Consider the following 25,415-nt stretch of genomic DNA (forward strand, 5'->3'; position numbering starts at 1 on the left):
CTGTCCCCTGTAATATCGCCCACAAATTTCTTAATTCAGTCCTTGCCATGACGACAGCTCAAACACTTTTTAGCCATCTTCCGGCGACCGACCGCCTGCTGCGCGATGCCGCCTTTAACGCCCTGCTTGCCGAGTTCGGCCATACCCGCGTGGTTGCCACGCTGAGAACGCTGCAAAACGAAGCGCGCGAGCACATCCGCTCGGCAAGCAAGCTGCCGGACTGGAGCGAGGACTGGGCGAAGAAAACGCGGAGCGTGCTCGAGGCCAGCCAGCGCAGCGCTCTCCAGCCCGTGTTCAACCTGACTGGCACCGTGCTGCACACCAATCTTGGCCGGGCATTACAGGCTGAAGAAGCTATTGCGGCAGTGACGGAATCCATGCGCTCCGCCGTCACGCTGGAATATTCCCTGGACGATGCCGGGCGCGGCCACCGGGATCGCGCCATAGCCGACCTGCTTTGTGAGGTGACCGGGGCGGAAGACGCCTGCATCGTCAATAACAATGCAGCGGCGGTTCTGTTGATGCTGGCGGCCTGCGCAGACGGCGGTGAAGTGGTGGTTTCGCGCGGCGAACTGGTGGAGATTGGCGGCGCGTTTCGCATCCCCGACGTCATGCGTCAGGCGGGCTGCGGGCTGGTTGAAGTCGGCACCACCAACCGTACACACCTTAAAGATTACCGCGCGGCAGCGGGGGAAAACACCTCACTGCTGATGAAGGTCCACACCAGCAATTACCACATTGAAGGCTTCACCAAAGCCGTTAGCGAGGCCGAGCTGGTTACGCTGGGCAACGAACTCGGCCTGCCGGTCGTCACCGATCTGGGCAGCGGCTCGCTGGTGGATTTAAGCCAGTGGGGCCTGCCGCCGGAGCCGATGCCGCAGCAGCTAATTGCCGACGGCGTGAGCCTGGTCAGCTTCTCCGGCGATAAACTGCTCGGCGGCCCGCAGGCCGGGATCATCGTCGGCAAAAAGGCGCTGATCGAGCGCATTCAGAGCCACCCGCTGAAGCGTGCGCTGCGGGCCGACAAAATGACGCTGGCGGCACTGGAAGCCACACTGCGGCTGTACCAGCACCCGGAAACGCTGGTTGAACGCCTGCCAACCCTGCGCCTGCTGACCCGCAGCGCCGAAGATATCCACCAGCAGGCCAGCCGCCTGCTGCCCGCATTTGAAGAGCGCTTTGGCGAGCAGTTCGACGTGCGCGTTGAAGCGTGCATGTCGCAAATCGGCAGCGGCTCTTTACCCGTTGATCGTCTGCCCGGTGCCGCTCTGACCTTCACGCCAAAAGACGGACGTGGCACAACGCTCGCCTCGCTGACGCAAACTCTGCGCGAGCTGGAAAGGCCGGTGATTGGCCGCCTGGCCGAGGGCCGCCTGTGGCTGGATTTACGCTGCCTCGAAAACGAAGCGCTGCTGCTGGAGGGACTCACCCAGTGATTATCGCCACCGCCGGGCACGTCGACCACGGCAAAACCACCCTGCTTCAGGCGCTGACCGGCGTGAACGCAGACCGCCTGCCGGAAGAGAAAAAACGCGGCATGACCATCGACCTCGGCTACGCCTACTGGCCGCAGCCGGATGGCCGGGTTATCGGCTTTATCGACGTGCCCGGGCATGAAAAGTTTCTGGCCAACATGCTGGCTGGCGTCGGCGGCATCGATCATGCCCTGCTGGTTATCGCCTGTGATGATGGCGTGATGGCGCAAACCCGCGAACATCTGGCGATTTTACAGCTGACCGGCAACCCGCAGATCACAGTCGCGCTGACTAAAGCCGACCGCGTGAGCGACAGCCGCATTGCGGAAGTCCGCGATGAAGTTACTGCATTACTGGGTGATACCCAGGCCGCAATCTTTGTGACCGCCGCCACCAGCGGGGAAGGCGTCGAGGCGCTACAGCAGCATCTCAAAGGGCTGGGCGAACGTCCTCATGCCACGGCACATCGCTTCCGCCTCGCCATCGACCGCGCCTTTACGGTCAAGGGCGCAGGGCTGGTTGTGACCGGCACGGCGCTGAGCGGCGAAGTCAATATCGGCGATTCACTCTGGCTGACGGGCGCTGAAAAACCGATGCGCGTTCGCGGCCTCCACGCTCAAAACCAGCCGGTAACCCGCGCGATAGCCGGGCAGCGCATTGCGCTGAACATCAGCGGTGACGCGGAAAAAACCGACATCAGCCGGGGCGACTGGCTGCTGAGCGACAAACCGCTGCAGCCGGTTGAGCGCGTCATCGTCGAGCTGCAAACGCTGCAGCCGCTCCAGCAATGGCAGCCGCTGCATATTCACCATTCTGCCCGCCACGTGACCGGGCGAGTTTCGCTGCTCGAAGGTAATTTGGCCGAGCTGGTGCTGGATGTCTCGCTGTGGCTGGCGGATAACGACCGCCTGGTGCTGCGCGATATCAGCGCGCGCATCACGCTCGCCGGAGCTCGTGCCGTGCTGCTTCATGCGCCACGCCGTGGTAAACGCCAGCCTGCCTTCCTGAGCTGGCTGGGTGAGCTGGCAGAAACCACCGATGACCAGCAGGCGCTGGGATCTCACCTGGCGCGAGGCGCCGTTTTGCTCAACGAATTTAGCTGGGCGCGTCAGTTAACAACGCAAGGGCTTCAAGCCTTACTTGCGAAGCCGGGATACTTGCAGGCGGGCAACGCGCTGTTAAGCCCAGACGTGGCCGCTCTCTGGCAGCAAAAACTGCTCGACGCGCTGGCTCGCTACCACCAGCAACACGACGATCAGCCGGGGCCGGGGCGAGAACGCCTGCGCCGTATGGCGTTGCCCGCAGAGGATGAAGGTCTGGTACTGTCGCTCATCGAAAAAATGCGCGGTGAAGGCCTGCTAATGAGCCGCCAGGGCTGGCTGCATCTGCCGGGGCATGAGCCAGGGTTTTCCGCAGCACAGCAGGCCTTGTGGGATAAAGTCGATGCCCTGTTTGGCGACGAGCCGTGGTGGGTTCGTGACCTGGCCAAAGAAACCGGTGAAGAAGAACAGGCCATGCGCCAGTTGCTAAGATCCGCCGCTCAACAAGGGCTGGTCACCGCGATTCTGAAAGATCGTTATTACCGCAACGATCGCCTGCAGGCGTTTGCCGATCTGATCCGCGAGCTTGATCAAACCCACGGCGCGACCAATGCCGCCGACTTCCGCGACAGGTTGGCTGTGGGCCGCAAACTGGCGATTCAGATTCTGGAGTATTTCGACAAAATTGGCTTCACCCGGCGGCGCGGCAACGACCATCTGCTGCGCGACAGGGCCCTGTTTTTAGCTGCGTAATTCCCCTTTGAGCGAGAAGAGGTTTTGCCTCTTCTCCGTAAGGAATCCGTGAAGCATGTCGTAAAGCCGGCGTGAAATGGCGAAGAAACAGGCAGCCCGAACTACCCTTGTGAGTGAACCATCACAAGGAGACGGCCATGACAAACAATCCTCCCGATACCCGTATTATTCCCGGCGAGTATGGTTTCCCGCTCAAACTTAAACCCCGTTACGACAACTACATCGGCGGCCAGTGGGTTGCCCCGGTTGGCGGCCAGTACTATGCAAACCTCACCCCGGTAACCGGCCAGCCGCTTTGCGAAATCGCCAGCTCCGGCAAGGCCGACATCGACCTGGCGCTGGATGCCGCCCACGCGGCTAAAAAGGGCTGGGGACAGATGTCCGTGCAGGAGCGCGCGTCTATCCTGCTAAAAATTGCCGACCGCATGGAGCAAAACATTGAGCTGCTGGCGACGGCGGAAACCTGGGACAACGGCAAACCGATTCGCGAAACCAGCGCCGCCGACGTGCCGCTGGCTATCGACCACTTTCGCTACTTCGCCTCCTGCATTCGTGCCCAGGAAGGCGGCATCAGCGAGGTGGATAAAGACACCGTGGCCTATCACTTCCACGAACCGCTGGGCGTGGTGGCACAGATTATCCCGTGGAACTTCCCACTGCTGATGGCGAGCTGGAAAATGGCCCCGGCGCTGGCGGCGGGCAACTGCATCGTACTGAAGCCTGCGCGACTGACCCCGCTCTCCGTGCTGCTGCTGATGGAGCTGGTTGGCGACCTGCTGCCGCCGGGCGTGGTTAACGTGGTGAACGGCGCGGGCGGCGAAATTGGTGAATACCTGGCGACATCCAAACGCATCGCTAAAGTGGCGTTTACCGGCTCCACCGAAGTCGGCCAGCAGATCATGCAGTACGCCACCCAGAACATTATCCCGGTCACGCTGGAGCTGGGCGGCAAATCCCCGAACATCTTCTTCGCCGACGTAATGGAAGAGGAAGACGCCTTCTTCGACAAGGCGCTGGAAGGCTTTGCGCTGTTCGCCTTCAACCAGGGCGAGGTCTGCACCTGCCCGAGCCGCGCGCTGGTGCAGGAGTCCATCTACGAACGTTTCATTGAACGCGCGATCCGCCGCGTAGAAGCCATTCGCTCCGGCAACCCGCTGGACAGCCGCACCCAGATGGGCGCGCAGGTGTCTCAGGGGCAGATGGAAACCATCCTCAACTACATCGACATCGGCAAGAAAGAAGGCGCGGATGTACTTACTGGCGGGCGCAGAAAAGCGCTGACGGGCGACCTGCAGGCGGGCTACTACCTTGAGCCGACCATCTTGTTCGGTAAAAACAACATGCGTGTGTTCCAGGAGGAAATTTTCGGGCCGGTGCTCGCCGTCACCACGTTTAAAACCGTGGAGGAGGCGCTGGAGCTGGCGAACGACACCGAATACGGCCTGGGCGCGGGCGTGTGGAGCCGCAACGGCAGCCTGGCGTATAAAATGGGGCGCGGCATTCAGGCCGGGCGCGTGTGGACCAACTGTTACCACGCCTACCCGGCGCACGCGGCGTTCGGGGGCTACAAACAGTCCGGGATTGGGCGCGAGACCCACAAGATGATGCTGGAGCATTATCAGCAGACAAAGTGCCTGCTGGTGAGCTATTCCGATAAGCCGCTGGGCCTGTTCTGAGGATTGACCCTCACCCTCTCCCTCTCCCTGGAAGGGAGAGGGGACGAGTTAGCGTTGCCTGTTAGATATTTTCTCCTGGCTCGCCTGGGGAGAGGATTGCTTCACCTTCCACTTCTTTCCTTCCTCGCTCCTATGGAGAGAGGATTGCTCCACCTTCCACTTCTTTCCTTCCTCGCTCCTATGGAGAGAGGATTGCTCCACCTTCCACTTCTTTCCTCCCTCGCTCCTATGGAGAGAGGATTGCTCCACCTTTCACTTCTTTCCTCCCTCTCCCCTTTGGGGAGAGGGCCGGGGTGAGGGGAAAATCTAGCGCAGCCGCTCAGGATGCGTATAAACCGTCGCCCGCCCAGGCCGGTTAAAGCCCACCAGCGTGAGATTTGTCCGCTGCGCAACTTCAACCGCTAATGAGGTCGCCGCAGACACTGCGAACAGGATTTCAATGCCGCACATCGCGGCCTTCTGCACCATTTCATAGCTCGCACGGCTCGACACCAGCGCAGCGCCGTTGTGCCACGGGTTACGGCTGCGAACGCCGAGCATTTTATCCAGCGCCACATGGCGGCCAATATCTTCGCGTCCGTCGAGGATCTGCCCGTCAGGATCGAGCCATAGCGCCGCATGGGTGCAGCCGGTCAGCTCGCCGACGGGCTGGTAGTCACGCATTTTATTCAGCGCCGCATCCAGGTTTTCCAGAGCAAACGTCTGGGTAAATGGCAGCGGGGTAACCGGGCGGCCAATGTCGTTTAACTGCTCGACGCCGCAAACGCCGCAGCCGGTTCGCCCGGCCAGCGCCCGCCGGCGCTCTTTCAGCCCCATAAAGCGGCGGCTGGACAGCTCAATTTGCACTTCAATACCGTTACAGGACGGAGACACATCCATCCCATAAATCTCCGCGGGGCTTTCAATAATGCCTTCGGACAGCGAAAACCCGAGGGCAAACGCTTCGAGGTCTTTAGGCGATGCCATCATCACAACGTGTGAAATGCCGTTGTAAACCAGCGCCACGGGCACTTCCTCCGCCAGCCAGTCGGTTTCTGCCACGGTGAGATTGCCCCGGTGCCAAAGATCAATCGTGCGCGCGCCGGTGATCTGCGCCACGGTTTCTTTTTCAGAGTAGCGAAATTTGTTCACTTAGTTTTAACCATTCGAGAACACCCTCAGGACCATTGTGGTATTCTACTTAATATCCCTTCCGGATGAAGGGAAGTAAGCCATCAAAATCTATACTGGTTCTAATTGTGAACCTTTGCGGGTTACCCCGCAAAATAAATCCTAAGCAATGTGAAATGTCGAAATGTAAGGAGCGATCCATGCAGGTCAGCAGAAGGCAGTTCTTTAAGATCTGCGCTGGCGGTATGGCAGGCACCACGGCAGCAGCACTGGGTTTTGCCCCCGGCGCTGCGCTCGCGGAAACCCGGCAGTACAAGCTGCTGCGCACCCGTGAAACCCGTAACACCTGCACATACTGCTCCGTGGGCTGTGGGCTATTGATGTATAGCCTCGGCGACGGCGCAAAAAACGCAAAAGCCTCAATTTTCCATATCGAAGGTGACCCGGACCACCCGGTAAACCGCGGCGCGCTGTGCCCGAAAGGGGCCGGTCTGGTGGACTTCATCCACTCCGAAAGCCGCCTGAAAACGCCTTCTTACCGCGCGCCAGGCTCCGATAAGTGGCAGCCAATCAGCTGGGACGATGCCTTTAACCGCATCGCGAAGCTGATGAAAGAAGACCGCGACGCCAACTTCATCGAAAAGAACGACCAGGGCACCACGGTCAACCGCTGGCTCTCCACGGGGATGCTTTGCGCCTCCGCGTCCAGCAACGAAACCGGCTATTTAACCCAGAAATTTACCCGCGCCCTCGGAATGCTTGCCGTGGATAACCAGGCGCGTGTCTGACACGGACCAACGGTAGCAAGTCTTGCTCCAACATTTGGTCGCGGTGCGATGACCAACCACTGGGTTGATATCAAAAACGCCAACCTCGTCGTGGTAATGGGTGGGAACGCGGCAGAAGCGCATCCGGTGGGATTCCGCTGGGCGATGGAAGCTAAAATTCACAACGGCGCGAAGCTGATTGTGATCGATCCCCGCTTTACGCGAACCGCTTCGGTGGCGGATTTCTACACGCCTATCCGTTCCGGGACCGACATTGCATTCCTGTCGGGCGTCCTGCTGTACCTGATAAACAACAACAAATTCAACCGCGAGTACGTCGAGTCTTACACCAACGCCAACCTGATTGTACGTGAGGACTTCGGCTTCGACGACGGCCTGTTCACCGGCTACGACGCGGCAAACCGTAAGTACGACAAAACCACCTGGAATTACGAGCTGGATGAAGAAGGCTTCGCCAAACGCGACCTGACGCTTCAGCACCCGCGCTGCGTGTGGAACCTGCTGAAAGAGCATATTTCCCGCTACACGCCGGACGTGGTCACCAGCATCTGCGGTACGCCGAAGGAAGACTTCCTGAAGGTGTGCGAGTACATCGCCGAAACCAGCGTGGCGGACAAAACCGCGTCGTTCCTGTACGCCCTGGGCTGGACACAGCACTCCATCGGCGCGCAGAACATCCGCACCATGGCGATGATCCAGCTGCTGCTCGGCAACATGGGGATGGCGGGCGGCGGCGTTAACGCCCTGCGTGGCCACTCTAACATTCAGGGTCTGACCGACCTCGGCCTGCTTTCCACCAGCCTGCCGGGTTACATGAACCTGCCGAGCGAAAAACAGGTGGATATCGACAGCTATCTGGCGGCCAACACGCCGAAACCGCTGCTGAAAGGCCAGGTGAACTACTGGGGCAACTACCCGAAATTCTTCGTCTCGATGATGAAAGCCTTCTTTGGCGACAAAGCGACGAAAGAAAACGGCTGGGGCTACGACTGGTTGCCGAAGTGGGACAAAGGCTACGACGTGCTGCAGTACTTCGAGATGATGAGCCAGGGCAAGGTCAACGGCTATCTGTGCCAGGGCTTTAACCCGGTGGCCTCGTTCCCTAACAAGAACAAGGTCGTGGCCTCGCTTTCGAAGCTGAAGTTCCTGGTCACCATTGACCCGCTGAACACCGAAACCTCCAACTTCTGGCAGAACCACGGCGAGATGAACGACGTTGATCCGTCGCAAATCCAGACCGAGGTGTTCCGCCTGCCATCCACCTGCTTCGCGGAAGAGAACGGCTCCATCGTCAACTCCGGGCGCTGGCTGCAGTGGCACTGGAAGGGGGCGGATGCGCCAGGGGAAGCGCTGAACGACGGCGAAATCCTCTCCGGCATCTTCACCCGCCTGCGCAGTATGTACGAGCGCGACGGCGGCAAAGTGCCTGAGCAGGTGCTGAACATGACCTGGCAGTACCTGACCCCGGATAACCCGGCGCCGGAAGAAGTGGCCATGGAAAGCAACGGCAAGGCGCTGGCAGACCTGATTGACCCGGCCACCGGCGCGGTGCTGGTGAAAAAAGGGCAGCAGCTCAGCTCCTTTGCTCAGCTGCGCGACGACGGGACAACGTCCAGCGGCTGCTGGATCTTCGCCGGGAGCTGGACGCCGGACGGCAACCAGATGGCACGCCGCGACAACGCCGACCCGTCAGGCCTGGGCAATACGCTCGGCTGGGCATGGGCGTGGCCGCTTAACCGCCGCATTCTGTATAACCGTGCCTCCGCCGATCCGTCGGGTAAACCGTGGGATGAAAAACGCCGCCTGATCTCCTGGGATGGCGCGAAATGGGGCGGCATCGACGTGCCGGACTACAGCACCGCTGCGCCGGACAGCGGCGTCGGGCCGTTTATCATGCAGCCGGAAGGACTGGGTCGCCTGTTTGCCCTCGACAAGATGGCAGAAGGGCCGTTCCCGGAACACTACGAGCCGTTTGAAACGCCGCTGGGCACCAACCCGCTGCACCCGAACGTGGTCTCCAACCCGGCGGCACGCGTGTTTAAAGATGACCTGGAAGCGATGGGCACGCACGACAAGTTCCCGTATGTCGGCACCACCTATCGTCTGACGGAGCACTTCCACTACTGGACCAAGCACGCGCTGCTGAACGCCATCGCGCAGCCGGAGCAGTTTGTCGAGATTGGCGAAAAGCTTGCCAACAAGCTCGGCATCGCCCACGGCGACACGGTGAAGGTCTCCTCCAACCGCGGCTATATCAAGGCCAAGGCGGTGGTGACCAAGCGTATCCGCACGCTGGACGTTCACGGCCAGAAAGTGGACACCATCGGGATCCCGATTCACTGGGGTTACGAGGGCGTGGCGAAGAAAGGCTTTATCGCCAACACCCTGACGCCGTTTGTCGGGGATGCCAACACGCAAACGCCGGAGTTCAAGGCGTTCCTGGTCAACGTGGAAAAGGTGTAACGGAGACGAATTATGGCTTATCAATCTCAGGACATTATCCGTCGTTCCGCCACTAATGGCTTCACGCCCGCGCCTCAGGCGCGGGATCACCAGCAAGAGGTCGCCAAGCTTATCGACGTCACCACCTGCATCGGCTGTAAGGCCTGCCAGGTGGCGTGCTCGGAGTGGAACGACATCCGTGATGAAGTGGGGCACAACGTCGGGGTGTACGACAACCCGGCGGACCTGACCGCCAAATCCTGGACGGTGATGCGCTTCTCGGAAGTGGAGCAGAACGACAAACTGGAATGGCTGATCCGCAAAGACGGCTGTATGCACTGCGCGGATCCGGGCTGCCTGAAGGCGTGCCCGTCGGAAGGGGCTATTATTCAGTATGCCAACGGCATCGTCGACTTCCAGTCCGAACAGTGCATCGGCTGTGGCTACTGCATCGCCGGCTGCCCGTTCGACGTGCCGCGCCTGAACCCGGAGGACAACCGCGTCTACAAATGCACCCTGTGCGTAGACCGCGTCACCGTGGGCCAGGAGCCTGCATGCGTGAAAACCTGTCCGACCGGGGCGATTCATTTCGGCTCGAAAGAGGATATGAAGACCCTCGCCGGCGAGCGCGTGGCGGAACTGAAAACCCGTGGTTATGACAACGCAGGTTTGTACGATCCGGCAGGCGTTGGCGGGACGCACGTGATGTACGTGCTGCACCATGCGGACAAGCCGACGCTGTATCACGGCCTGCCGGAGAACCCGTCCATCAGCCCAACCGTGAAGTTCTGGAAAGGCGTCTGGAAACCGCTGGCCGCCATCGGCTTTGCGGCAACCTTCGCCGCCAGCGTCTTCCACTACGTTGGGGTCGGCCCGAACCGTGCCGATGAAGAGGACGATAATCTGCGCCATGACGACGACGAGGTGCGTAAATGAAAAAGCAACCGACCATTCAGCGCTATAGCGCGCCGGAGCGCATCAACCACTGGCTCACCGCCTTCTGCTTCGTGCTGGCGGCGGTGAGCGGACTGGGCTTTTTCTTCCCGTCCTTCAACTGGCTGATGGGCATTCTCGGCACGCCGCAGCTGGCGCGCATCCTCCACCCGTTCGTTGGGGTGGTGATGTTCGCCTCCTTCATCATCATGTTCTTCCGTTACTGGCACCACAACCTAATCAATCGGGATGATATCTTTTGGGCGAAGAATATTCGTAAGATCGTCGTCAACGAGGAAGTGGGAGACACCGGGCGCTATAACTTCGGCCAGAAATGCGTGTTCTGGGCGGCGATTATTTTCCTGGTGCTGTTGCTGGCGAGCGGCGTGATTATCTGGCGTCCTTACTTTGCGCCAGCCTTCCCAATTCCGGTTATTCGATTTGCGTTAATGCTGCATTCATTTGCCGCGGTAGCGTTAATTGTGGTTATCATGGTGCATATTTACGCCGCCCTTTGGGTAAAAGGCACCATCACCGCGATGGTGGAGGGCTGGGTTACCACGACGTGGGCGAAGAAACATCACCCGAAATGGTATCGCGAAGTCCGCCGGAAACAGGAAAAGTCATCTGAATGAGTATTCGCATAATCCCGCAAGATCAGCTGGAGAAGAGCGAGAAACGCACGGCGGAAGTGATTCCGCCGTTATTATTCCCCAGGCTCAAAAATCTCTACAACCGCCGTGCTGAACGCCTGCGCGAGCTGGCTGCCAGCAACCCGCTGGGCGACTATCTGCGCTTTGCCGCGCTGATTGCCCACGCGCAGGAAGTGGTGCTGTACGACCACCCGCTGGAGATGGATTTAACCGCCCTGATTGCCGAAGCAGCTAAAACCGGCAAGCCGCCGCTGGATATTCACGTCCTGCCGCGCGACCCGCACTGGCAGCGCCTGCTGCAGTCGCTGATTGCCGAGCTGAAGCCTGAGATGGACGGCCCGGCGTTAGCGGTGATTGAAAATCTTGAAAAGGCTTCTTCCCAGGAGCTGGAAGAGATGGCCACCGCGCTGTTCAACGCCGACTTCGCGCTCGTCAGCAGCGACAAGGCACCGTTTATCTGGGCTGCGCTGTCGCTCTACTGGGCGCAAATGGCGACGCTTATCCCCGGCAAAGCCAAAGCCGAATATGGCGAACAGCGCCAGTTCTGCCCGGTTTGCGGCTCGATTCCGGTCTCCAGCATGGTGCACATCGGCACCACGAACGGCCTGCGTTATCTGCACTGCAACCTGTGCGAAACTGAATGGCACGTGGTGCGCGTGAAGTGCAGCAACTGCGAGCAGACCCGCGACTTAAACTACTGGTCGCTGGACAGCGAACAGGCGGCGATCAAAGCCGAAAGCTGCGGCGACTGCGGCACCTACCTGAAAATTCTCTATCAGGAAAAGGACCCGAAAGTGGAAGCCGTCGCCGACGACCTGGCCTCGCTGGTGCTTGACGCCCGCATGGAGCAGGAAGGCTTCGCCCGCAGCAGCATCAATCCGTTCTTATTCCCTGGCGAAGGGGAATAAAACTGCCCTACCGGCCAGCTTGCGCTGGCCGGTAGTTTTCTTTTCTAACGATCAGCCGCGCTTAATCAGCTGGGTAATTTGATCGTTTTGGATCTGATGCTCCACGCCCTGCGCGTCATAGTAGCGCGTCAGTCCGGTTTGCTTATCCACCTCTGGTTTACCTTTGGTGACGATCATTTCCCCATTTTTGGTCGCCATTACGTAGCTGCTGGAGCAGGCCACAACCGAGAACGCCACCGCACCCACCAACATCATCCCGAACAGTTTTTTCATGTTTGCTAACCCTTTGTTGTTTTTAGACGCTGGATTGTAGCTGGCGGAAATGCAACCTGTTGTTAACGAGTATTGCTAAGGGAGTCAGGGGAGCAGTTTGAGCTGGCAGTAAACGAGGTGTTCAATCACAGGTAATGCCACCGCACAATCTGCCCTCTCCTTTCATTAGACATTTTCCACTCGGCAAGAGACTCTGTCCCGGCACACGACAACACTTTGACAGTCCGCCATTTTCTCTTATCAGGATGCCTTTATGTCAGTCACAGACCCCGTTATCCGTCAGTTCGAGGCGTACAATGCTCACGACCTCGAGGCCTTTGCCGCCTGCTTTAGCGAAGACTTCACCGCTTACCGCCCGCCAGCCGTGGCGCCTGCTCTGCAAGGGCGAGACGCTCTCTATGCCTTCTATAAAGAGCACCGCTTCAATAACCCAGCCCTGCGAGCAGAACTCATTTCCCGCACTGCGCTGGGCAACAAGGTGTTCGATCACGAGAAGATCCACGGTCTGAGTGATGAACCGATTGAAAGCATGGCGGTTTTCGAAGTAGAAGACGGCCTGATAAAAACGGCGTGGTTCTTTTTTAGCTGAAGCGGCGTTGCTCGCTCCCGTATTTGCCGGGTGTGTTTCTGATGTGAGTTGCGCAGAATGAAACCCGGCAAATCCTGCCGGGACGGCCAGCTTATGAGCCGTTAGATTGATTTGATGAATAATTTCACTTTAGGCGCAGGATATATTCTTACTGACCCATTGGGCAGCAGCATGAAACCCGGTATACTGCGCCCGCCTCCATGTAGCAATGAAGGCGCGGAAGGTCGTCGTCTCCGGTGAGGCGGCTGGACTTCAACTCCAGTTGGTGCCGCCAGCGGCGCCGGGCAGGTTCGACTCCTGTGACTTTCCGCCAAAGTTTATTTGACTGCATATATTATTACCAACACTCACTTCACGAAAAATAAAAATATCATTGCAACAATGAATCAAATCCTTACTCAATAAAAAAGATATTGAGCATATATCTTTCATCAAAAAGAATGCCTGAAGTTCAAAATAATATTTATTGAACCTTCTCGTTTTACAAACAAAACTCCAACGATCTTTTTCAGGTGCTGGATATTTGCGAGCGATACACTGACGCCCTGATTGAAAATAACGATATCGCCGAGCGTATGGCGCTGTGTGGCCGCCTGTATGCCGGGCTGGAAGTGTTGCGAGTCGTGCTGGATAAACCGCTGCCGGAACATCTGATTGAATATCTCACCGCTGAAAATAGCGATACTGAGGATGATGACTGCCCACTTACCGCAGAGTCAGACCTGCTGCGGGAATATTGCAGCGCCCTCACGCTTGTGCTGTTGAATCAGCAGGAGTCCGCAGAGCAACAGAAAACAATTACCGGCCTGCTATTCGAGCTGATTAACCTCTTAGTCGACAGCCTGCGGGCGCCCCGCTTTGTGAGAACGCCTTCGGGGTTGGCGATGATTGGTGGTAGTTCTGAGATTTCACTTCACTAAACCCATGTTTAAGCGGGTACGCGCCAGCGTACTTGCTTGTTATTTGCGAGCCATTACGCAACAGATAAACAGCTTTGAGATTTTACAATCGACACCAGGCATATTTAACAGTCTCACAGAATACTGATGACTACGGCGAAAATAGTTATCAATAGCAGCTCAGTTGCCCAGTTTTTTCGAATCACTATTTTTAACAAACAAAGCAATTGTTGAGACTAGATGGCGAATAAAAAATGGTTAATTTTTGAGTGATCACTATAATGAACGAATCGAACGATTCATACGATATGGTGAAGAAATGCATACGCTCACGGCTAACGAAGCAAAAACCCAATTTGGTGATATGTTACTGAAAGTTCAGAGAGAACCCGTCCAGATAAACCGAAATGGCAAACCTGTGGCAGTTGTCGTCTCCGTTAAGGATTATCAACAGCTGGAAGCAATGAAGCTCCAGCTTCTGCAAGCCAAAATCCAGCGAGGACGCAGTGAAAGTGACGCAGGTCTGACCGTAGACGGGGATACATTTTTCAACGATCTCATGGAGCAATACAAGGAATAGTGGGTGGCATACAGGCTAACGGAAGAGGCGCAACGCGACATCATTGAAATTCGTGATTACACCATCACTCATTGGGGAACCTCGCAATCCAAATGTTACCTTCAGGGGCTGCGCAAGCTATTCACCCGACTGGCTGAATCTCCCGGAATAGGGCAATGTCGAACGGCAGAACTCGGCTTAGATATCAGTAGCTTTCCCTATTCCAGCCATATGGTCTATTACCTCAACAAAGCACAAGGCATAGAAATAGTTGCAGTGATTCATCAAAGCCGTGCCCCCGAGCGGCATCTGGCTAAAAAAATGTGATAACCCGCTCTTATCTTCAGCACGTTGCGCTTTCCCCCTCAACATCCGCGAACACCATTCACAGCGTCTGCCCGTGGTAAATCTGGTAGCCCAAATCAATGGTGTTGTGGTTCAGGTCTTCATTGCCGATCTTATCCAGCAGCATTCTGGCTGCCACCCGGCCAATGTCGAAGCGGGGGGTGATCACACTTGCCAGGCTGGGGATCATCTGTCGGCCCATTTCCAGCCCGTGAAAACCGGCGATCGAGATTTGTTCAGGCACGGGCAGGCCGCGCTCCCGGCATAGCAGCAGTGCCCCCATGGCAATATCGTCGTTAGTGCAGAAGACTCCGTCCAGGTCAGGGTAAGCGGCCAGAGCGTCGCGCATCAGCTGCATACCCAGATGGATGGATGAAATGGCTTTCGGGTTGATGCGCTGGGGCTCCAGGCCGCGCAGCGTCATCGCTTCGCAGTAACCCCGGAAGCGCTGCTCGTCGCGCACGTCATCTTTTGAACCGAGGTAGACGATCCTGCGCCGCTGCCGCTTGTCCAGCATGGTGCCAACCATATCTAACGCGGCCTGGCGGTTATCAAACCCCACTTCCATGTCCAGCCGGTCGCCCTGTATATCCATCAGTTCCACAACCGGGATGGCAGCGGACCGCAAAAACTTCACGGTGCGGAAGGTGTGGTACTTCTCACAGAGAATAATGCCGTCAATGTTGTAGGAGAGCAGGTTAATCACCGACTCCTCTTCCGACTCGCGGTTGTAGTTATAGTTGGCGATCAGCGTCTGGTAATTCTGCCCGGACGTGACGGACTCAATGCCGGCGAGAATGTCGGCGAAGAGCTGGTTTTGAAAAGAAGGGATCAGCACTCCCAGCGTATAGCTGCGGGCATTCAGCAGCATACCGGGGGCACGATTGGGCACGTAATCAATCTCTTCCATGATTCGGGCGATGCGCAGCCCGGTTTCCTTTGCAACCTTTTTAGGCGAACGGATGTAGCGGCTGACGGTCATCTTCGTTACGCCAGCCAGCGTGGCGATATCCTGCAAAGAAATGCGGTGGTTTCTCATCGGCCCTCTCTATACCGGGGCGCAGCGCGCACCCGGTGGCCTGTCGGCGAGTCATACAACGATTTAATGCAAAACGGCATTTATCGTCAATACGCCCAGCAGCCCCATGACTGAGATCAGCGTTTCCATCACGGTCCAGGTGCGCAGCGTTTCCCCCACGCTGAGGTTAAAGTAGCCCTTAAACAGCCAGAATCCCGGGTCATTAACGTGAGAGGCGATCACGCTCCCCGCCCCGGTCGCCAGCACCATCAGGGCCGGGTCGGCGTGGGTCACGCTGATGATAGGCAGCACCACGCCTGCGGTAGTGATCGCCGCCACGGTCGCCGAACCCAGCGCAATACGCAGCAGTGCCGCCACCGTCCAGCACATCAGCAGCGGCGAGAGCGGCGCGCCGTTCATCAGGTGCGCGATATACTGCCCTACGCCGCTGTCGACCAGCACCTGCTTAAAGGCGCCGCCACCGGCGATGATAAACACGATCATCGCGATAGCGCCGATGGAATCTCCGGCGATGTTCATCACCTGCTCCATGCTGCGTCCCTTACGCCAGCCGAGGGTAAAGGTGGCGATAGCCAGGGCAATAAACAGCGCGACCGCCGGGTTACCAATAAAGTCGAGGAAAGATCTGAGCCCACTTTTTTCAGGCAGCACCACGTTACAAAGCGCGGCAATGGCCATCAGCAGCACGGGCGTGATGGACACCAGCAGGCTGTTCCAGAACGAAGGCATTTCCGCCTCGCTGAACACCCGCGAGCTGAACAGACCTTCCGGCGGCTGCTTTTCAAACCGGGTTAACAAACGGGAGAACAGCGGTCCGGCAACAATAATCGTCGGCAGGCTGATAATCAGCCCGTATAGTAGGGTGGTACCGAGATTGGCGTTATACATGGTGGCAATCGCGGTCGGCCCCGGGTGCGGCGGCAGGAAGCAGTGCGTGACCGACAGCGCGGCCACCATCGGTACCCCCACATACAGCAGCGGCAGGCCGGACGAGGCGACAACGGTGAACACCAGCGGCAAAAGCAGCACAAAGCCGACCTCAAAGAACATCGCCATACCAACCACCAGCCCGGCAATCATCAGCGCCCACTGTACGCGCTTCGCGCCGAAGGCCTCGATCAGGGTGGTGGCGATGCGCTGCGCCGCCCCGGTGTCAGAGATCAGCTTCCCGAGCATCGCCCCAAAGCCAAGGATCATCGCCAGCCCGCCCAGGGTGCCGCCAATCCCGTTTTGAATAGAATGCAGAACGGCCTGGGGATCCATCCCTTCCGCAAACCCAACCACCGCAGCCACCAGAACCAGCGCGATAAAGCCGTTCACTTTAAAACCGATCATCAGGACCAGCAGCAGGGCGACGCCTGCGGCAATAATAAGTAATGGCATATGCTTATCTCTTATCAGTGCAAAAAAAACAGCGCGCAGCGCTGCAGGTTAGTGGTCAGGTCGGGCAGTCAGCGCGTTTAAAAAAGCTGAAAACCAATCCCTTGATTTTCAGCTTTCTGCGGCGAGAGAAGGCCCCTACTCTCCACCTTTTATTCGGTCTACCCGCCTTCACTTTTCGGCAGGCACTCGCGCCGCTAAACGGCAGCCAGCATGCCGCCATCAACAAACAACAGGTGCCCGTTAACGAAATCTGAAGCTTTTGAAGAGAGAAACACCGCGGCGCCAATCAGCTCCTGCGGGTCACCCCAGCGAGCGGCGGGCGTCCGTTTGCACAGCCAGCCGCTGAACGCTTCGTCATTCACCAGCGCCTGAGTCATTTCCGTTTTGAAGTAGCCGGGAGCGATGCCATTGACCTGAATGTTGTGGCGGGCCAGCTCAACGCACATGCCCCGGGTCAGCATCTTCACCGCGCCTTTCGAGGCGGCGTAAGGCGTGATCGTGTCGCGCCCCAGCTCACTCTGCATGGAGCAGATATTGATCACCTTCCCGGCCTGGCGCGCCACCATCCGGCGGGTAACCGCCTGCGAAACCAGGAAAACGCCGGTCTGGTTCACCGCAATCACATCATTCCAGTCCTGCTCGGGGAACTCGGTAAAGGGATGGCGGCGCTGAATTCCGGCGTTGTTCACCAGCACATCAATCGGGCCCACTTCCTGCTCAATGCGCTCCACAGCCGCATCGACATCTTGTTTCTGCGTCACGTCGAACGGGGCGCCCACGGCGCAGATCCCTTCGTCCCGCAGCTTTTGCACCGCAGCCTCGACCTTAGCCGCCGTGCTGGCGTTGACGACAATCTGCGCCCCGTACTGACCCAGCCCGGTCGCCATCAGGTAGCCGAGCCCCTGCGCAGAGCCGGTAATCAGGATGTTCTTGCCTTTCAGTGAAAAAAGATCGTTCATTGCCTTAATCCTTATTAACAGGCCTCAGAAAACCAGCTGGACTTTCGCGGCCTGGGTTTTATCCCCGGCAAAGATCAGCGCCTGCTCCAGGTCGGTAAAGGCATACTCTGCGCTCAGCAACGGCAGCGGGTTAATCACCTTGTTAGCCAGCCAGGAAACGGCCGTATTGAACTCCGTGGTGAAGCGGAAAGAGCCTTTCAGCGAAATCTCTTTGGCGATGAGCATCATCATGGGGAATTCCGGCACTGCGCCGCCCATTCCCACCTGCACCATGGTGCCTTTGGCGCGGGTCACTTCCAGGCAGGTGGTTACTGACGAAGGGTGGCCGGAGGCTTCAAAGCTGATATCGAAGTAGCCTTTTTCCTCTTTCCAGCCGTCCAGGCTGTCGTGCAGCGGGTTCACCAGCGTGTCGGCGCCCATCTGCGCGGCCAGCGAAAGCGAGCGCGGGCTGACATCGGCGCAGACAATTTCTGCCGCCCCCAGCGTTTTTACCGCGCTGGCGATCAGGCAGCCAATCGGCCCTACGCCGGAGATAAACACGCGCTTGCCCTGCAGATCGCCCGCCTCGTGCGCGGCGTGAATGGCCACTGCCAGCGGCTCGGCAAACACCATCACTTTTTCATCCGCTTCAGCGGGATAGGGAACGCACTGCGCGCTGTCGACGGTTTTAAAGCGGGTAAAGCCGCCGTCAACGTGTGGGAAGTACATTGCGCTGCCGAAGAAGCGCATGGTTGTGCATTGATTTTCTTCCTGGCTAAGGCAATATTTACAATGGCCACAAGGTTTGGATGGATTAATAGCGACCGTCTGCCCTTCATGTAATTCAGGAGAATCGGTATGCACTACCGTGCCAATAACTTCATGGCCTAAAATCATTGGGGCTTTTACGGCAAAGTTGCCGACCTTCCCTTCCTGATAATAATGCAAATCGGACCCGCAAATGCCTCCCCGGGAAATCTTCAGCAACGTTCCTTTATTATTCCACTCAATTTCCTGATGGCTAACGGAAACGGTTTGCTTGCCTGAGATCACACAGGATTCAGTGTTAATTTTCATCAATACCTCAATAGTCAGCGGGTAAAACTCAGCGCTATTTAAAGGCTTTTACCTGCTCATAATTGTGATGAAAGTCACACTTAAAGGCTGTTACAGAAGGATGTTACGCATAACGTGACGCACCTTTTAGTTCTTAACGGTTGGCGCGAGGGATGGGGTGATGTAATGCGGAAAATAAAAAAATAGCTTCTGAGAATTCTGGTAAATAAATAAAAAACATCAAAAACCTTTAAAAGAAAAATACATGAACGTTCTGCAAATCAAATATAACCCATCATGAAAATCATGAATTATTTATTTACAAAGTAGAATAATATTTTTAATTAGCCATGAGAATGAAAGAGATAACCCGGCACTCATCGGCCGGGAATCTGTCAATACCTTGATTAGGCTCTGCCAAAAAAAGAGAGCCTGAATAATTAGCTTAACTGCAAGAAAATACCCGAGCCGTCGGCCTCAACTCGCAGGGCATCGTAATTTTCTGCGCCGGTATAACGAGAGAGTTCTCCGGCGTGGTGAGCGTTGGTGCCGGAAATGACAAAGATCTTTGCGCCTGCCGCCTCACCGGCTTGTACACCCGCCAGGGCATCCTCAAACACCAGGCAGTCGGCCACGTTTACGCCCAATTTTTCCGCCGCCAGCAGGTAGCCCTCCGGGGCGGGTTTACCGCGGCTGACGTCTTCCGCCGCAATAATGACTTTGGGTTCAGGCAAACCGGCGGCCTGAATGCGGCGCAGCGCCAGCGCTTTTGGGGCGGAAGTAACAATGGCCCAGCGATCCATCGGCAGCGCCTGCAAAAACTCTCGCGCGCCGCCGATAGCTTCCACGCCATCCACATCGGCGATTTCAGCTTCGGTAATCCGCTGTGCTTCGGCTTCGGCATCCACGCCCGGTAGATTCTGGCGGGCAATCGTCTCCACCGCGCGCACGCCGTGAATGGTGGGCAGGAAAGCGACCGGATCGATGCCGTGACGCACGGCCCACTCACCCCAGATGCGTTCCGCCACGCGGATGGAGGTCAGAATGGTGCCGTCCATATCAAAGAAGAAGGCCGCAAAGCGCTGGCCGTTAAAAAGTATATCGCCCGTCTGTGCTGTCAATGAAGTGCTCTCCACAGGAGTCTGATGGTCTGCGGAGCATCATACATGGGCGTTATTTATTGTTCACCAGGGCAACCACCTTCTCCCTAAAAGGGAGAAGGGAAATACCAATCAACGATTCAACCTGTAAAGCTTACTGACAGGTTCTCTGTATAGATGTCGCCACTGTTCTGATAATCACCACAAATTACATCGGCGGCGTCAGTCCGTTAACCCCGGCGGAAATCCCGCGCGCGACGGCCTGGCCTTTGTCATCTTTGGTGGCAAACAGCACCACTTTCACGCCCGGCTTCAGCACGGATTTGTCGGCGGGGCTAATCAGCACCACCGGCACGTCGTCCGGCACCTGCACGGTTTTCTGCTGGCCGTGGAATTTCACCGTCATCGTGCGTCCGTGGCTGTTCACGAGGGTGCCGACGGTGCCGTTAGTCATGGTGTTCACCTGGCCGTTGGCGGACTCAAACGGATTAAACCCTTCCCCGGAACCGCGCAGGCTCGGGGCAAAAACGTGCACTTCCAGCGCCTTCAGCGTGCCGTCCGCCTGCGGCACGGCGGCGGTGCCGATGAAGCTGTCGGGCTTGATGTCGCTCATCTTCGCTTCGCTCACGCCGTTGATTCGGGTTTTGTCCGTCAGGCCAACGGAGAGCTTTTCCCCCTGCCGGGTGGTGATTTGCAACGACGAATCATTGACCGCGTCAATGGTGCCGCGCACCGGGGTAATGACATTGTCCGCTGCCGCTGCGCCCACGCTCAGCAGCAGTAGGCTTAGGGCCGGGATAAACAAACGAGGCTTGATCATGCTTTCTCCAGGATTCAGGTCAGGGTAAGGACTGCTCTGGATCAAGATTAACCGCCAAATGAATCCCGGGGGTGAAAGAGTGTGTTCAAACGTTTCCTGACCCACCCGAAACGTGCTCTTTTGCGAAGCGAATAAGGCGTTTAATCAGCGGTGTGCGCTCCCGCTTGCGGTACAGCATCCAGATAGCCGAAGGGATTTCTGCTCCGGCAATCGGGCGATAGACCACGTCCGGCACGCCGATAGTTTTCGCCATGATCTCGGGGATTACTGCGATGCCGTTGCCCAGTGCGATATGCGCCAGCACTTCGGTCAGCGTGCTGGAGCGGATGGCATCGTTGAGCACAAACCCGCCGCGGCGGGCGACTTCATGTGAGCCAGAAGTCTGCTCCGGCAGAATAAAGCTTTCCCCGGCCAGAGCGGCAGGGTCGATAGCTTCCGTGCCGGAAGCCAGACGATGACAAGCGGGGAGCGCCAGGCAAAAACAGTCGCTTTGCACCAACAGGTGCCCGATTTCCGACGGCAGCGCGACCGGGGCGCGCACAAACCCAACGTCGATTTTGCCCTCCACCAGCGCCGCCGCCATGCTGTCCATCAGCACTTCTCGCGCGCCAAGCGAGATGTCCGGATATCTCCCCCGAAACGCCCCCATCACCGAGCTAAGCGTCCCCGACCACAGTGAAGACGCCACGTAGCCGACGCGAATGTAGCCCTGCTCGCCGCGTGCGGCGCTAAGCACCCGCTCACGCGTCAATTCAGCCTGCCGCAGCGTGGCTTCGGCTTCTTCGCGAAAAATTTCTCCGGCTTGGGTCAGCTGTACGTGCCTTTTGGTACGTAAAAACAGCGGGGTGCCAAACTCCCGCTCAAGCTGACTGATTTGCACCGACAGCGTCGGCGTGGAGATGTTCAGCGTTTCCGCCGCCGCGCCAAAATGGAGCGTTCGGGCAACTTCGAGGAAATAACGCAGATGGCGAAGCTCCATGCTTGCTCCTGATTATTAGGTATTAACTAATAATAATGCCGAACGTAGAAATTGAATACCGCGCCCAGGATGGCGAAGCTTAAGGCGTGTTCTTCCCGCGTTTTCGGAGCTTTTATGTCTACTGTGCTGGCCGCGCCCGTGGCCAAAAACGACACCACCGTGCTGCTGGTTGCCTCCATGGGCTGCGCGATGACGGTCATCGACACGAATATCGTTGGCGTCGTGCTGCCGACCATCGCCCGCGGGCTGGACGCCACGTTTGCCGATATGGAGTGGGTGATCGGCGCCTACGTGCTGTGCTTCTCTTCCCTTTTGCTGCCCGCCGGTTCACTGGCGGACCGTTTCGGCAGGCGGCGGATTTTTTTATTCGGTATCGCCCTGTTTGCCCTGGCATCTTTCGCCTGCGGGGCGGCCACCACCATCCTGATGCTGAATATTGCCCGCGCACTGCAGGGAGTAGGCTCGGCCTTTTTACTGGCTCCGGCGCTGGCGATCATCGGCCACACCTTCCGCGAACCGCAGGCCAGAGGCCGCGCCTGGGCCATCTGGGGCGGCATGATGGGCATCACCATGGTGCTCGCGCCCTTGGCCGGCGGCATCATCAGCGCGTATTTCGGCTGGCGCTGGGCGTTCTACATCAACATCCCCATTTGCCTGCTGCTGGCAATGGCGGTGCTGCGCACCATTGAAGAGTCCCGTAATCCAGCCGCCGGTAAGCCGGACGTACACGGCATTTCGCTGTTTATCGCCGCTATGTTTTCGCTCACCTGGGCGCTGATCCTCGCCCCAGAGCACGGCTGGGGCAGCCCCGAAGTGATGGGGCGCTTTATCGCCTCAGCCTGGTTCTTTCTGTTCTTTGCGCTGGTCGAACGTTACAAAGCCCAGCCGATGCTCGATCTCCGCCTGTTCCGTTCACTGCCGTTTATTGGTGCGGTGCTGGCGATGTTCACCTACGCGGCGACGGCACAGGTGATGACCTCCCTGCTGCCGCTGATGCTGCAAAACGTCGAGGGGAAAACCGCGCTGGCGTCCGGGATCGGCATGCTACCGTTCGCTCTCGCCATGTTGTTCTTCCCGATGGTGGCTCGCTGGATGGCACATCGTATGGCTGCCCGCTGGATCTTAGCCGCCGGATTAGCGCTGGTTGGCGTCGGCAACCTGATTATCGCCGGCGGCGTGCTGGCGCAGTGGCCCTGGCTGGTTATCGCCGGTATGGCCGTGCTGGGCAGCGGTGGCGGCATCCTCAACGGCGAAACGCAGAAGGCGATTATGGGCACCGTGCCTCACGAACGGGCGGGGATGGCTTCGGGGATCAGCACCACGGCGCGGTTCTCCGGCATTTTGCAAGGTTTTGCGCTGCTGGGGGCGATTCTGGCCGGGCATACGCGCCATACGCTGACCTCCGTAATGCAGGCAAACAACCTGCCGGTACGGGACGATTTTTTGACTCAGGTCGTGGCCGGAGATGTGCAGCGCGCCCTTGCGCTATGGCCGGAGCAACAGGCTCAGACGCTAAGCACGCTGATCCGCCACAGCTACGCCAGCGGCTTCTCGCTGATGCTGGTTTGCGCCGCGCTGTTCGCTTTCTTTGTTGCGCTAATTGTCGTTCTCACCGTGCGGGACCGCACCGGGAGTCAGCCCAATGAACGCTAAAGATGTTGATTTCCGTTTTGCACTTTTCAGCGATGTTCATGCCAACTTACCGGCACTTGAGGCCGTTTTGCAGGACATTGACCGTCACCACATCAAGCAAATCTGGTGCCTGGGCGATCTGGTTGATTTCGCGCCATGGCCCAACGAAGTGATAACGCTGCTTCGCCACCGCGCGATTCCGGTAGTCATGGGCAACCACGACCGCCGCGTGGCAATGGACGAGCCGGTCACACCGCTGGCTAAGCACTCCGCGACAGAGCAACAGGCTCGTGAACAGGCCATTGCCTTGAGCAAACGCACGCTGACTGAGGAGAATCGCCGCTGGCTCAGAGCCCTGCCACGGTCGAGAGCGTTTCACGCCGGGCCGCTCAGAATTCTGCTGGTCCACGCCAGCCCGGATTCGCTGTCCGAGTACGTGCATCGCCAGTTCTCCTGCAGCCAACTGATGAAGTGGCAAACCGCACATCAGTTCGACGTGATGGTTTCCGGGCATACGCACTACGCGGATGTTCGCGAGCTGGTCCGCAGCGATGGCCGCAGGTTTACCGTCGCCAACACCGGCGCGATCGGGCGAATAAAACCCGGCGAACCGCAGGCCACCTGGCTGATGGGACATTACCATCACGGGAAGCTAAAACTGGCTATCCAAACGGTAAATTATGACGTCGCCGCCGTGGCCCAGGCGATTAAAGACAGCCCCGTACCTGACTTTTACGCAGACGAGCTTTATCAGCACGGTATGGCCTGTTCGCGAGCGCTGTCGGCATTCTGAGCGGCTCACTATTTCGTGATAAGCTGTGCAATATTGGCGACAGATAACGCACATCACCAGGTGGATGCGCGATACTGCCTCACTTTCATTGCTTGCCGCTTCAGGAAGAAAAATGGCCTCTAAATATGCACTCGTTCTGCTGGCTCCGCTGCTGCTGGCCGCCTGTTCGTCATCGGACAATTCAGGGATGGATCGCCAGGACAGGCAGCGGCTGGACGACAGCTTTATGCGCTCGCCGTGGCCCGATCCCTACTACAACAGCCGCTATCTGACGCCGGAACAGCGCCAGGACATTCGCGACCGCATCCGCGCCGACCAGCTCGAAGCCAGAGGGCGCAGGGATAACAGTACCGACAGCGGCGACGGTTTCGGCCAGCCGGTACATTTCTAAACGGTTGGCACCGTTCCGCCGTCAATGATGTACTCCGTGCCGGTAATCGCGGCGGCACGGTCTGAGGCCAGGAAGGCTATCAGATTAGCCACTTCTTCTGGCTTAGCCGGGCGACCCAGCGGGATCCCGCCCAGCGAATCCATAATGATTTGCTTCCCACCCTCGTAATCCGTGCCTGCCTGCAGGGCCAGCCGCTCCGCAAGGCGAACAGAAGCCTCAGTTTCAATCCAGCCCGGCGCCACGCGCAGCACCCGCACGCCCTGCGGGGAAACCTCTTTCGACAGACTTTTGCTGTAAGCGGAAAGCGCTGCCTTGGCCGCCGCATAGGCCGTTGTCGCCTCCGGCAGCGGTAAAATCCGCTGAATGGAAGAGACGTGGATAATCACGCCTGATCCCTGCGCCGTCATGCCAGGCAACAGCGCCCTGTCCAGCCGCACCGCCGGGAAAAGATTAAGCGCCAGCTCGCGCTGCCACTGTTCTTCGTCCAGCACCGCGTAGCCTCCAGCCGGAGAGGATGAGCCGCCGAGCATATGCACAATGATATCCACGCCACCGAGACGCGCCAGCACGGCTTTTACCAGTTGCTCGCAGCCCTCAGGCGTGGCGAGATCCGCCGCCACAAAGTCAACATCGTGCACGTTTTCAGGCGCATGGCGAGCCACGGTCATCACCTGCGCGCCCAGCTCGCGGAACAACTCTACGGTCGCCGCGCCTGCACCTTTGGTGCCGGACGTCACCAGCGCTCTTTTTCCCTTCAGTGTCAAAAAGTCAGTCATTTTACGTTCTCCAGAAAGTCGATTTACCTGTCGGATCACTACTCTAAGAACGCGGTATAATTTAA

The 25,415-nt window shown here is 58.0% G+C and carries 24 protein-coding genes and 1 tRNA gene; 15 read left to right on the plus strand and 10 right to left on the minus strand.

Annotated elements, in window-relative coordinates; translation table 11 throughout:
* Positions 1 to 47: 47 nt before the first annotated feature.
* The 3 genes from selA to exaC all read left to right on the plus strand — a co-directional run bounded on the left by selA (position 48) and on the right by exaC (position 4,944).
* A complete protein-coding gene (gene selA, locus F3J28_RS18705; protein WP_166878651.1) occupies positions 48 to 1,436 on the plus strand; it encodes an L-seryl-tRNA(Sec) selenium transferase in 1,389 nt (462 codons plus the stop codon).
* Entirely contained in the window at positions 1,433 to 3,268 is a 1,836-nt protein-coding gene (gene selB / locus F3J28_RS18710) for a selenocysteine-specific translation elongation factor (RefSeq protein WP_166878654.1), read from the plus strand. The genes selA and selB overlap by 4 nt, the downstream gene beginning before the upstream one ends.
* A 137-nt stretch (positions 3,269 to 3,405) precedes the next feature.
* Entirely contained in the window at positions 3,406 to 4,944 is a 1,539-nt protein-coding gene (gene exaC, locus F3J28_RS18715; RefSeq protein ID WP_166878657.1) for an acetaldehyde dehydrogenase ExaC, read from the plus strand.
* Between the two features lie 306 nt (positions 4,945 to 5,250).
* Here exaC and fdhD read toward each other — a convergent pair whose 3' ends face one another.
* Entirely contained in the window at positions 5,251 to 6,075 is an 825-nt protein-coding gene (fdhD, locus tag F3J28_RS18720; RefSeq protein WP_166878660.1) for a formate dehydrogenase accessory sulfurtransferase FdhD, read from the minus strand.
* 179 nt (positions 6,076 to 6,254) lie between these two features.
* Here fdhD and fdnG point away from each other — a divergent pair, with 179 nt between their 5' ends.
* Genes fdnG through fdhE form a run of 4 tightly spaced genes read left to right on the plus strand, consistent with a single transcriptional unit; the run spans position 6,255 to position 11,778 of the window.
* Positions 6,255 to 9,305 (plus strand): formate dehydrogenase-N subunit alpha, encoded by a 3,051-nt coding sequence (fdnG, locus tag F3J28_RS18725; RefSeq protein WP_166878663.1) that lies wholly within the window; start codon positions 6,255 to 6,257, stop codon positions 9,303 to 9,305.
* A 12-nt stretch (positions 9,306 to 9,317) separates the two neighbouring features.
* Positions 9,318 to 10,220 carry a formate dehydrogenase subunit beta gene (gene fdxH / locus F3J28_RS18730; protein WP_166878666.1) on the plus strand — a complete coding sequence of 301 codons (903 nt, stop codon included), beginning with the start codon at positions 9,318 to 9,320 and terminating at the stop codon, positions 10,218 to 10,220.
* Positions 10,217 to 10,852 carry a formate dehydrogenase cytochrome b556 subunit gene (gene fdoI / locus F3J28_RS18735; RefSeq protein WP_166878669.1) on the plus strand — a complete coding sequence of 212 codons (636 nt, stop codon included), beginning with the start codon at positions 10,217 to 10,219 and terminating at the stop codon, positions 10,850 to 10,852. Before fdxH ends, fdoI begins: the two co-directional genes overlap by 4 nt.
* Complete coding sequence (gene fdhE, locus F3J28_RS18740; protein WP_008458723.1) at positions 10,849 to 11,778, plus strand: formate dehydrogenase accessory protein FdhE; 930 nt, start codon at positions 10,849 to 10,851, stop codon at positions 11,776 to 11,778. Before fdoI ends, fdhE begins: the two co-directional genes overlap by 4 nt.
* 51 nt (positions 11,779 to 11,829) lie before the next feature.
* Here the strand turns inward: fdhE and F3J28_RS18745 are convergent, their stop codons facing one another.
* Positions 11,830 to 12,051 (minus strand): YgdI/YgdR family lipoprotein, encoded by a 222-nt coding sequence (locus tag F3J28_RS18745; RefSeq protein WP_008458725.1) that lies wholly within the window; start codon positions 12,049 to 12,051, stop codon positions 11,830 to 11,832.
* Between the two features lie 253 nt (positions 12,052 to 12,304).
* Between F3J28_RS18745 and F3J28_RS18750 the strand changes: the two genes are divergently transcribed.
* The 5 genes from F3J28_RS18750 (at position 12,305) to F3J28_RS18770 (ending at position 14,425) form a co-directional block, all read left to right on the plus strand.
* The gene (locus F3J28_RS18750; RefSeq protein ID WP_166878672.1) at positions 12,305 to 12,640 is read left to right on the plus strand and encodes a nuclear transport factor 2 family protein; all 336 of its coding nucleotides are present in this window, start codon (positions 12,305 to 12,307) and stop codon (positions 12,638 to 12,640) included.
* Between the two features lie 218 nt (positions 12,641 to 12,858).
* Positions 12,859 to 12,953, plus strand: a tRNA-Sec gene (locus F3J28_RS18755).
* A 199-nt stretch (positions 12,954 to 13,152) separates the two neighbouring features.
* On the plus strand, positions 13,153 to 13,560 hold the full coding sequence (locus F3J28_RS18760; RefSeq protein ID WP_166878675.1) for a hypothetical protein: 408 nt from the start codon (positions 13,153 to 13,155) through the stop codon (positions 13,558 to 13,560).
* 298 nt (positions 13,561 to 13,858) lie between these two features.
* The gene (locus F3J28_RS18765) at positions 13,859 to 14,119 is read left to right on the plus strand and encodes a type II toxin-antitoxin system Phd/YefM family antitoxin (RefSeq protein ID WP_166878678.1); all 261 of its coding nucleotides are present in this window, start codon (positions 13,859 to 13,861) and stop codon (positions 14,117 to 14,119) included.
* Between the two features lie 3 nt (positions 14,120 to 14,122).
* On the plus strand, positions 14,123 to 14,425 hold the full coding sequence (locus F3J28_RS18770) for a type II toxin-antitoxin system RelE/ParE family toxin (protein ID WP_166878681.1): 303 nt from the start codon (positions 14,123 to 14,125) through the stop codon (positions 14,423 to 14,425).
* A 58-nt stretch (positions 14,426 to 14,483) separates the two neighbouring features.
* Here F3J28_RS18770 and idnR read toward each other — a convergent pair whose 3' ends face one another.
* The 7 genes from idnR to F3J28_RS18805 all read right to left on the minus strand — a co-directional run bounded on the left by idnR (position 14,484) and on the right by F3J28_RS18805 (position 21,758).
* On the minus strand, positions 14,484 to 15,482 hold the full coding sequence (gene idnR / locus F3J28_RS18775; protein WP_166878684.1) for a DNA-binding transcriptional regulator IdnR: 999 nt from the start codon (positions 15,480 to 15,482) through the stop codon (positions 14,484 to 14,486).
* A 63-nt stretch (positions 15,483 to 15,545) separates the two neighbouring features.
* Positions 15,546 to 16,865, minus strand: coding sequence for a gluconate:H+ symporter (locus F3J28_RS18780; protein ID WP_166878687.1), 1,320 nt, complete (start codon positions 16,863 to 16,865; stop codon positions 15,546 to 15,548).
* 194 nt (positions 16,866 to 17,059) lie between these two features.
* The gene (idnO, locus tag F3J28_RS18785) at positions 17,060 to 17,824 is read right to left on the minus strand and encodes a gluconate 5-dehydrogenase (RefSeq protein WP_166878690.1); all 765 of its coding nucleotides are present in this window, start codon (positions 17,822 to 17,824) and stop codon (positions 17,060 to 17,062) included.
* 24 nt (positions 17,825 to 17,848) lie between these two features.
* Positions 17,849 to 18,880: an L-idonate 5-dehydrogenase gene (idnD, locus tag F3J28_RS18790; RefSeq protein ID WP_166878693.1), complete on the minus strand. Its 1,032-nt coding sequence runs from the start codon at positions 18,878 to 18,880 to the stop codon at positions 17,849 to 17,851.
* 419 nt (positions 18,881 to 19,299) lie between these two features.
* Positions 19,300 to 19,980 carry an HAD-IA family hydrolase gene (locus tag F3J28_RS18795; RefSeq protein WP_205247246.1) on the minus strand — a complete coding sequence of 227 codons (681 nt, stop codon included), beginning with the start codon at positions 19,978 to 19,980 and terminating at the stop codon, positions 19,300 to 19,302.
* A gap of 187 nt (positions 19,981 to 20,167) precedes the next feature.
* On the minus strand, positions 20,168 to 20,779 hold the full coding sequence (locus F3J28_RS18800) for a hypothetical protein (protein WP_008458743.1): 612 nt from the start codon (positions 20,777 to 20,779) through the stop codon (positions 20,168 to 20,170).
* A gap of 85 nt (positions 20,780 to 20,864) precedes the next feature.
* Complete coding sequence (locus F3J28_RS18805; protein ID WP_166878696.1) at positions 20,865 to 21,758, minus strand: LysR family transcriptional regulator; 894 nt, start codon at positions 21,756 to 21,758, stop codon at positions 20,865 to 20,867.
* Between the two features lie 114 nt (positions 21,759 to 21,872).
* Between F3J28_RS18805 and F3J28_RS18810 the strand changes: the two genes are divergently transcribed.
* From F3J28_RS18810 to F3J28_RS18820, 3 genes are all read left to right on the plus strand, one after another.
* Positions 21,873 to 23,411: an MFS transporter gene (locus tag F3J28_RS18810; RefSeq protein WP_166878699.1), complete on the plus strand. Its 1,539-nt coding sequence runs from the start codon at positions 21,873 to 21,875 to the stop codon at positions 23,409 to 23,411.
* Positions 23,401 to 24,183, plus strand: coding sequence for a metallophosphoesterase family protein (locus F3J28_RS18815; protein ID WP_166878702.1), 783 nt, complete (start codon positions 23,401 to 23,403; stop codon positions 24,181 to 24,183). The genes F3J28_RS18810 and F3J28_RS18815 overlap by 11 nt, the downstream gene beginning before the upstream one ends.
* Before the next feature lie 112 nt (positions 24,184 to 24,295).
* Positions 24,296 to 24,574: a hypothetical protein gene (locus F3J28_RS18820; RefSeq protein WP_154187416.1), complete on the plus strand. Its 279-nt coding sequence runs from the start codon at positions 24,296 to 24,298 to the stop codon at positions 24,572 to 24,574.
* Here the strand turns inward: F3J28_RS18820 and F3J28_RS18825 are convergent.
* Entirely contained in the window at positions 24,571 to 25,350 is a 780-nt protein-coding gene (locus F3J28_RS18825; RefSeq protein WP_166878705.1) for an SDR family oxidoreductase, read from the minus strand. The two genes, F3J28_RS18820 and F3J28_RS18825, sit on opposite strands and share 4 nt — an antisense overlap.
* Between the last annotated feature and the right edge of the window lie 65 nt (positions 25,351 to 25,415).

Origin of the sequence: Enterobacter sp. Ap-1006 (assembly GCF_011752835.1) — a bacterium.
Taxonomy (GTDB): Bacteria; Pseudomonadota; Gammaproteobacteria; order Enterobacterales; family Enterobacteriaceae; genus Cedecea.

Coding starts and splice junctions, on each gene's coding strand:
- F3J28_RS18745 (WP_008458725.1), bottom strand. CDS start 12,051: ATGAAAAAACTGTTCGGGATGATGTTGGTGGGTGCGGTGGCGTTCTCG.
- F3J28_RS18750 (WP_166878672.1), top strand. CDS start 12,305: ATGTCAGTCACAGACCCCGTTATCCGTCAGTTCGAGGCGTACAATGCT.
- idnO (WP_166878690.1), bottom strand. CDS start 17,824: ATGAACGATCTTTTTTCACTGAAAGGCAAGAACATCCTGATTACCGGC.
- F3J28_RS18810 (WP_166878699.1), top strand. CDS start 21,873: ATGTCTACTGTGCTGGCCGCGCCCGTGGCCAAAAACGACACCACCGTG.
- idnD (WP_166878693.1), bottom strand. CDS start 18,880: ATGAAAATTAACACTGAATCCTGTGTGATCTCAGGCAAGCAAACCGTT.
- F3J28_RS18800 (WP_008458743.1), bottom strand. CDS start 20,779: ATGATCAAGCCTCGTTTGTTTATCCCGGCCCTAAGCCTACTGCTGCTG.
- fdhE (WP_008458723.1), top strand. CDS start 10,849: ATGAGTATTCGCATAATCCCGCAAGATCAGCTGGAGAAGAGCGAGAAA.
- F3J28_RS18780 (WP_166878687.1), bottom strand. CDS start 16,865: ATGCCATTACTTATTATTGCCGCAGGCGTCGCCCTGCTGCTGGTCCTG.
- fdoI (WP_166878669.1), top strand. CDS start 10,217: ATGAAAAAGCAACCGACCATTCAGCGCTATAGCGCGCCGGAGCGCATC.
- F3J28_RS18815 (WP_166878702.1), top strand. CDS start 23,401: ATGAACGCTAAAGATGTTGATTTCCGTTTTGCACTTTTCAGCGATGTT.
- F3J28_RS18820 (WP_154187416.1), top strand. CDS start 24,296: ATGGCCTCTAAATATGCACTCGTTCTGCTGGCTCCGCTGCTGCTGGCC.
- fdxH (WP_166878666.1), top strand. CDS start 9,318: ATGGCTTATCAATCTCAGGACATTATCCGTCGTTCCGCCACTAATGGC.
- F3J28_RS18805 (WP_166878696.1), bottom strand. CDS start 21,758: ATGGAGCTTCGCCATCTGCGTTATTTCCTCGAAGTTGCCCGAACGCTC.
- F3J28_RS18765 (WP_166878678.1), top strand. CDS start 13,859: ATGCATACGCTCACGGCTAACGAAGCAAAAACCCAATTTGGTGATATG.
- selA (WP_166878651.1), top strand. CDS start 48: ATGACGACAGCTCAAACACTTTTTAGCCATCTTCCGGCGACCGACCGC.
- F3J28_RS18825 (WP_166878705.1), bottom strand. CDS start 25,350: ATGACTGACTTTTTGACACTGAAGGGAAAAAGAGCGCTGGTGACGTCC.
- idnR (WP_166878684.1), bottom strand. CDS start 15,482: ATGAGAAACCACCGCATTTCTTTGCAGGATATCGCCACGCTGGCTGGC.
- exaC (WP_166878657.1), top strand. CDS start 3,406: ATGACAAACAATCCTCCCGATACCCGTATTATTCCCGGCGAGTATGGT.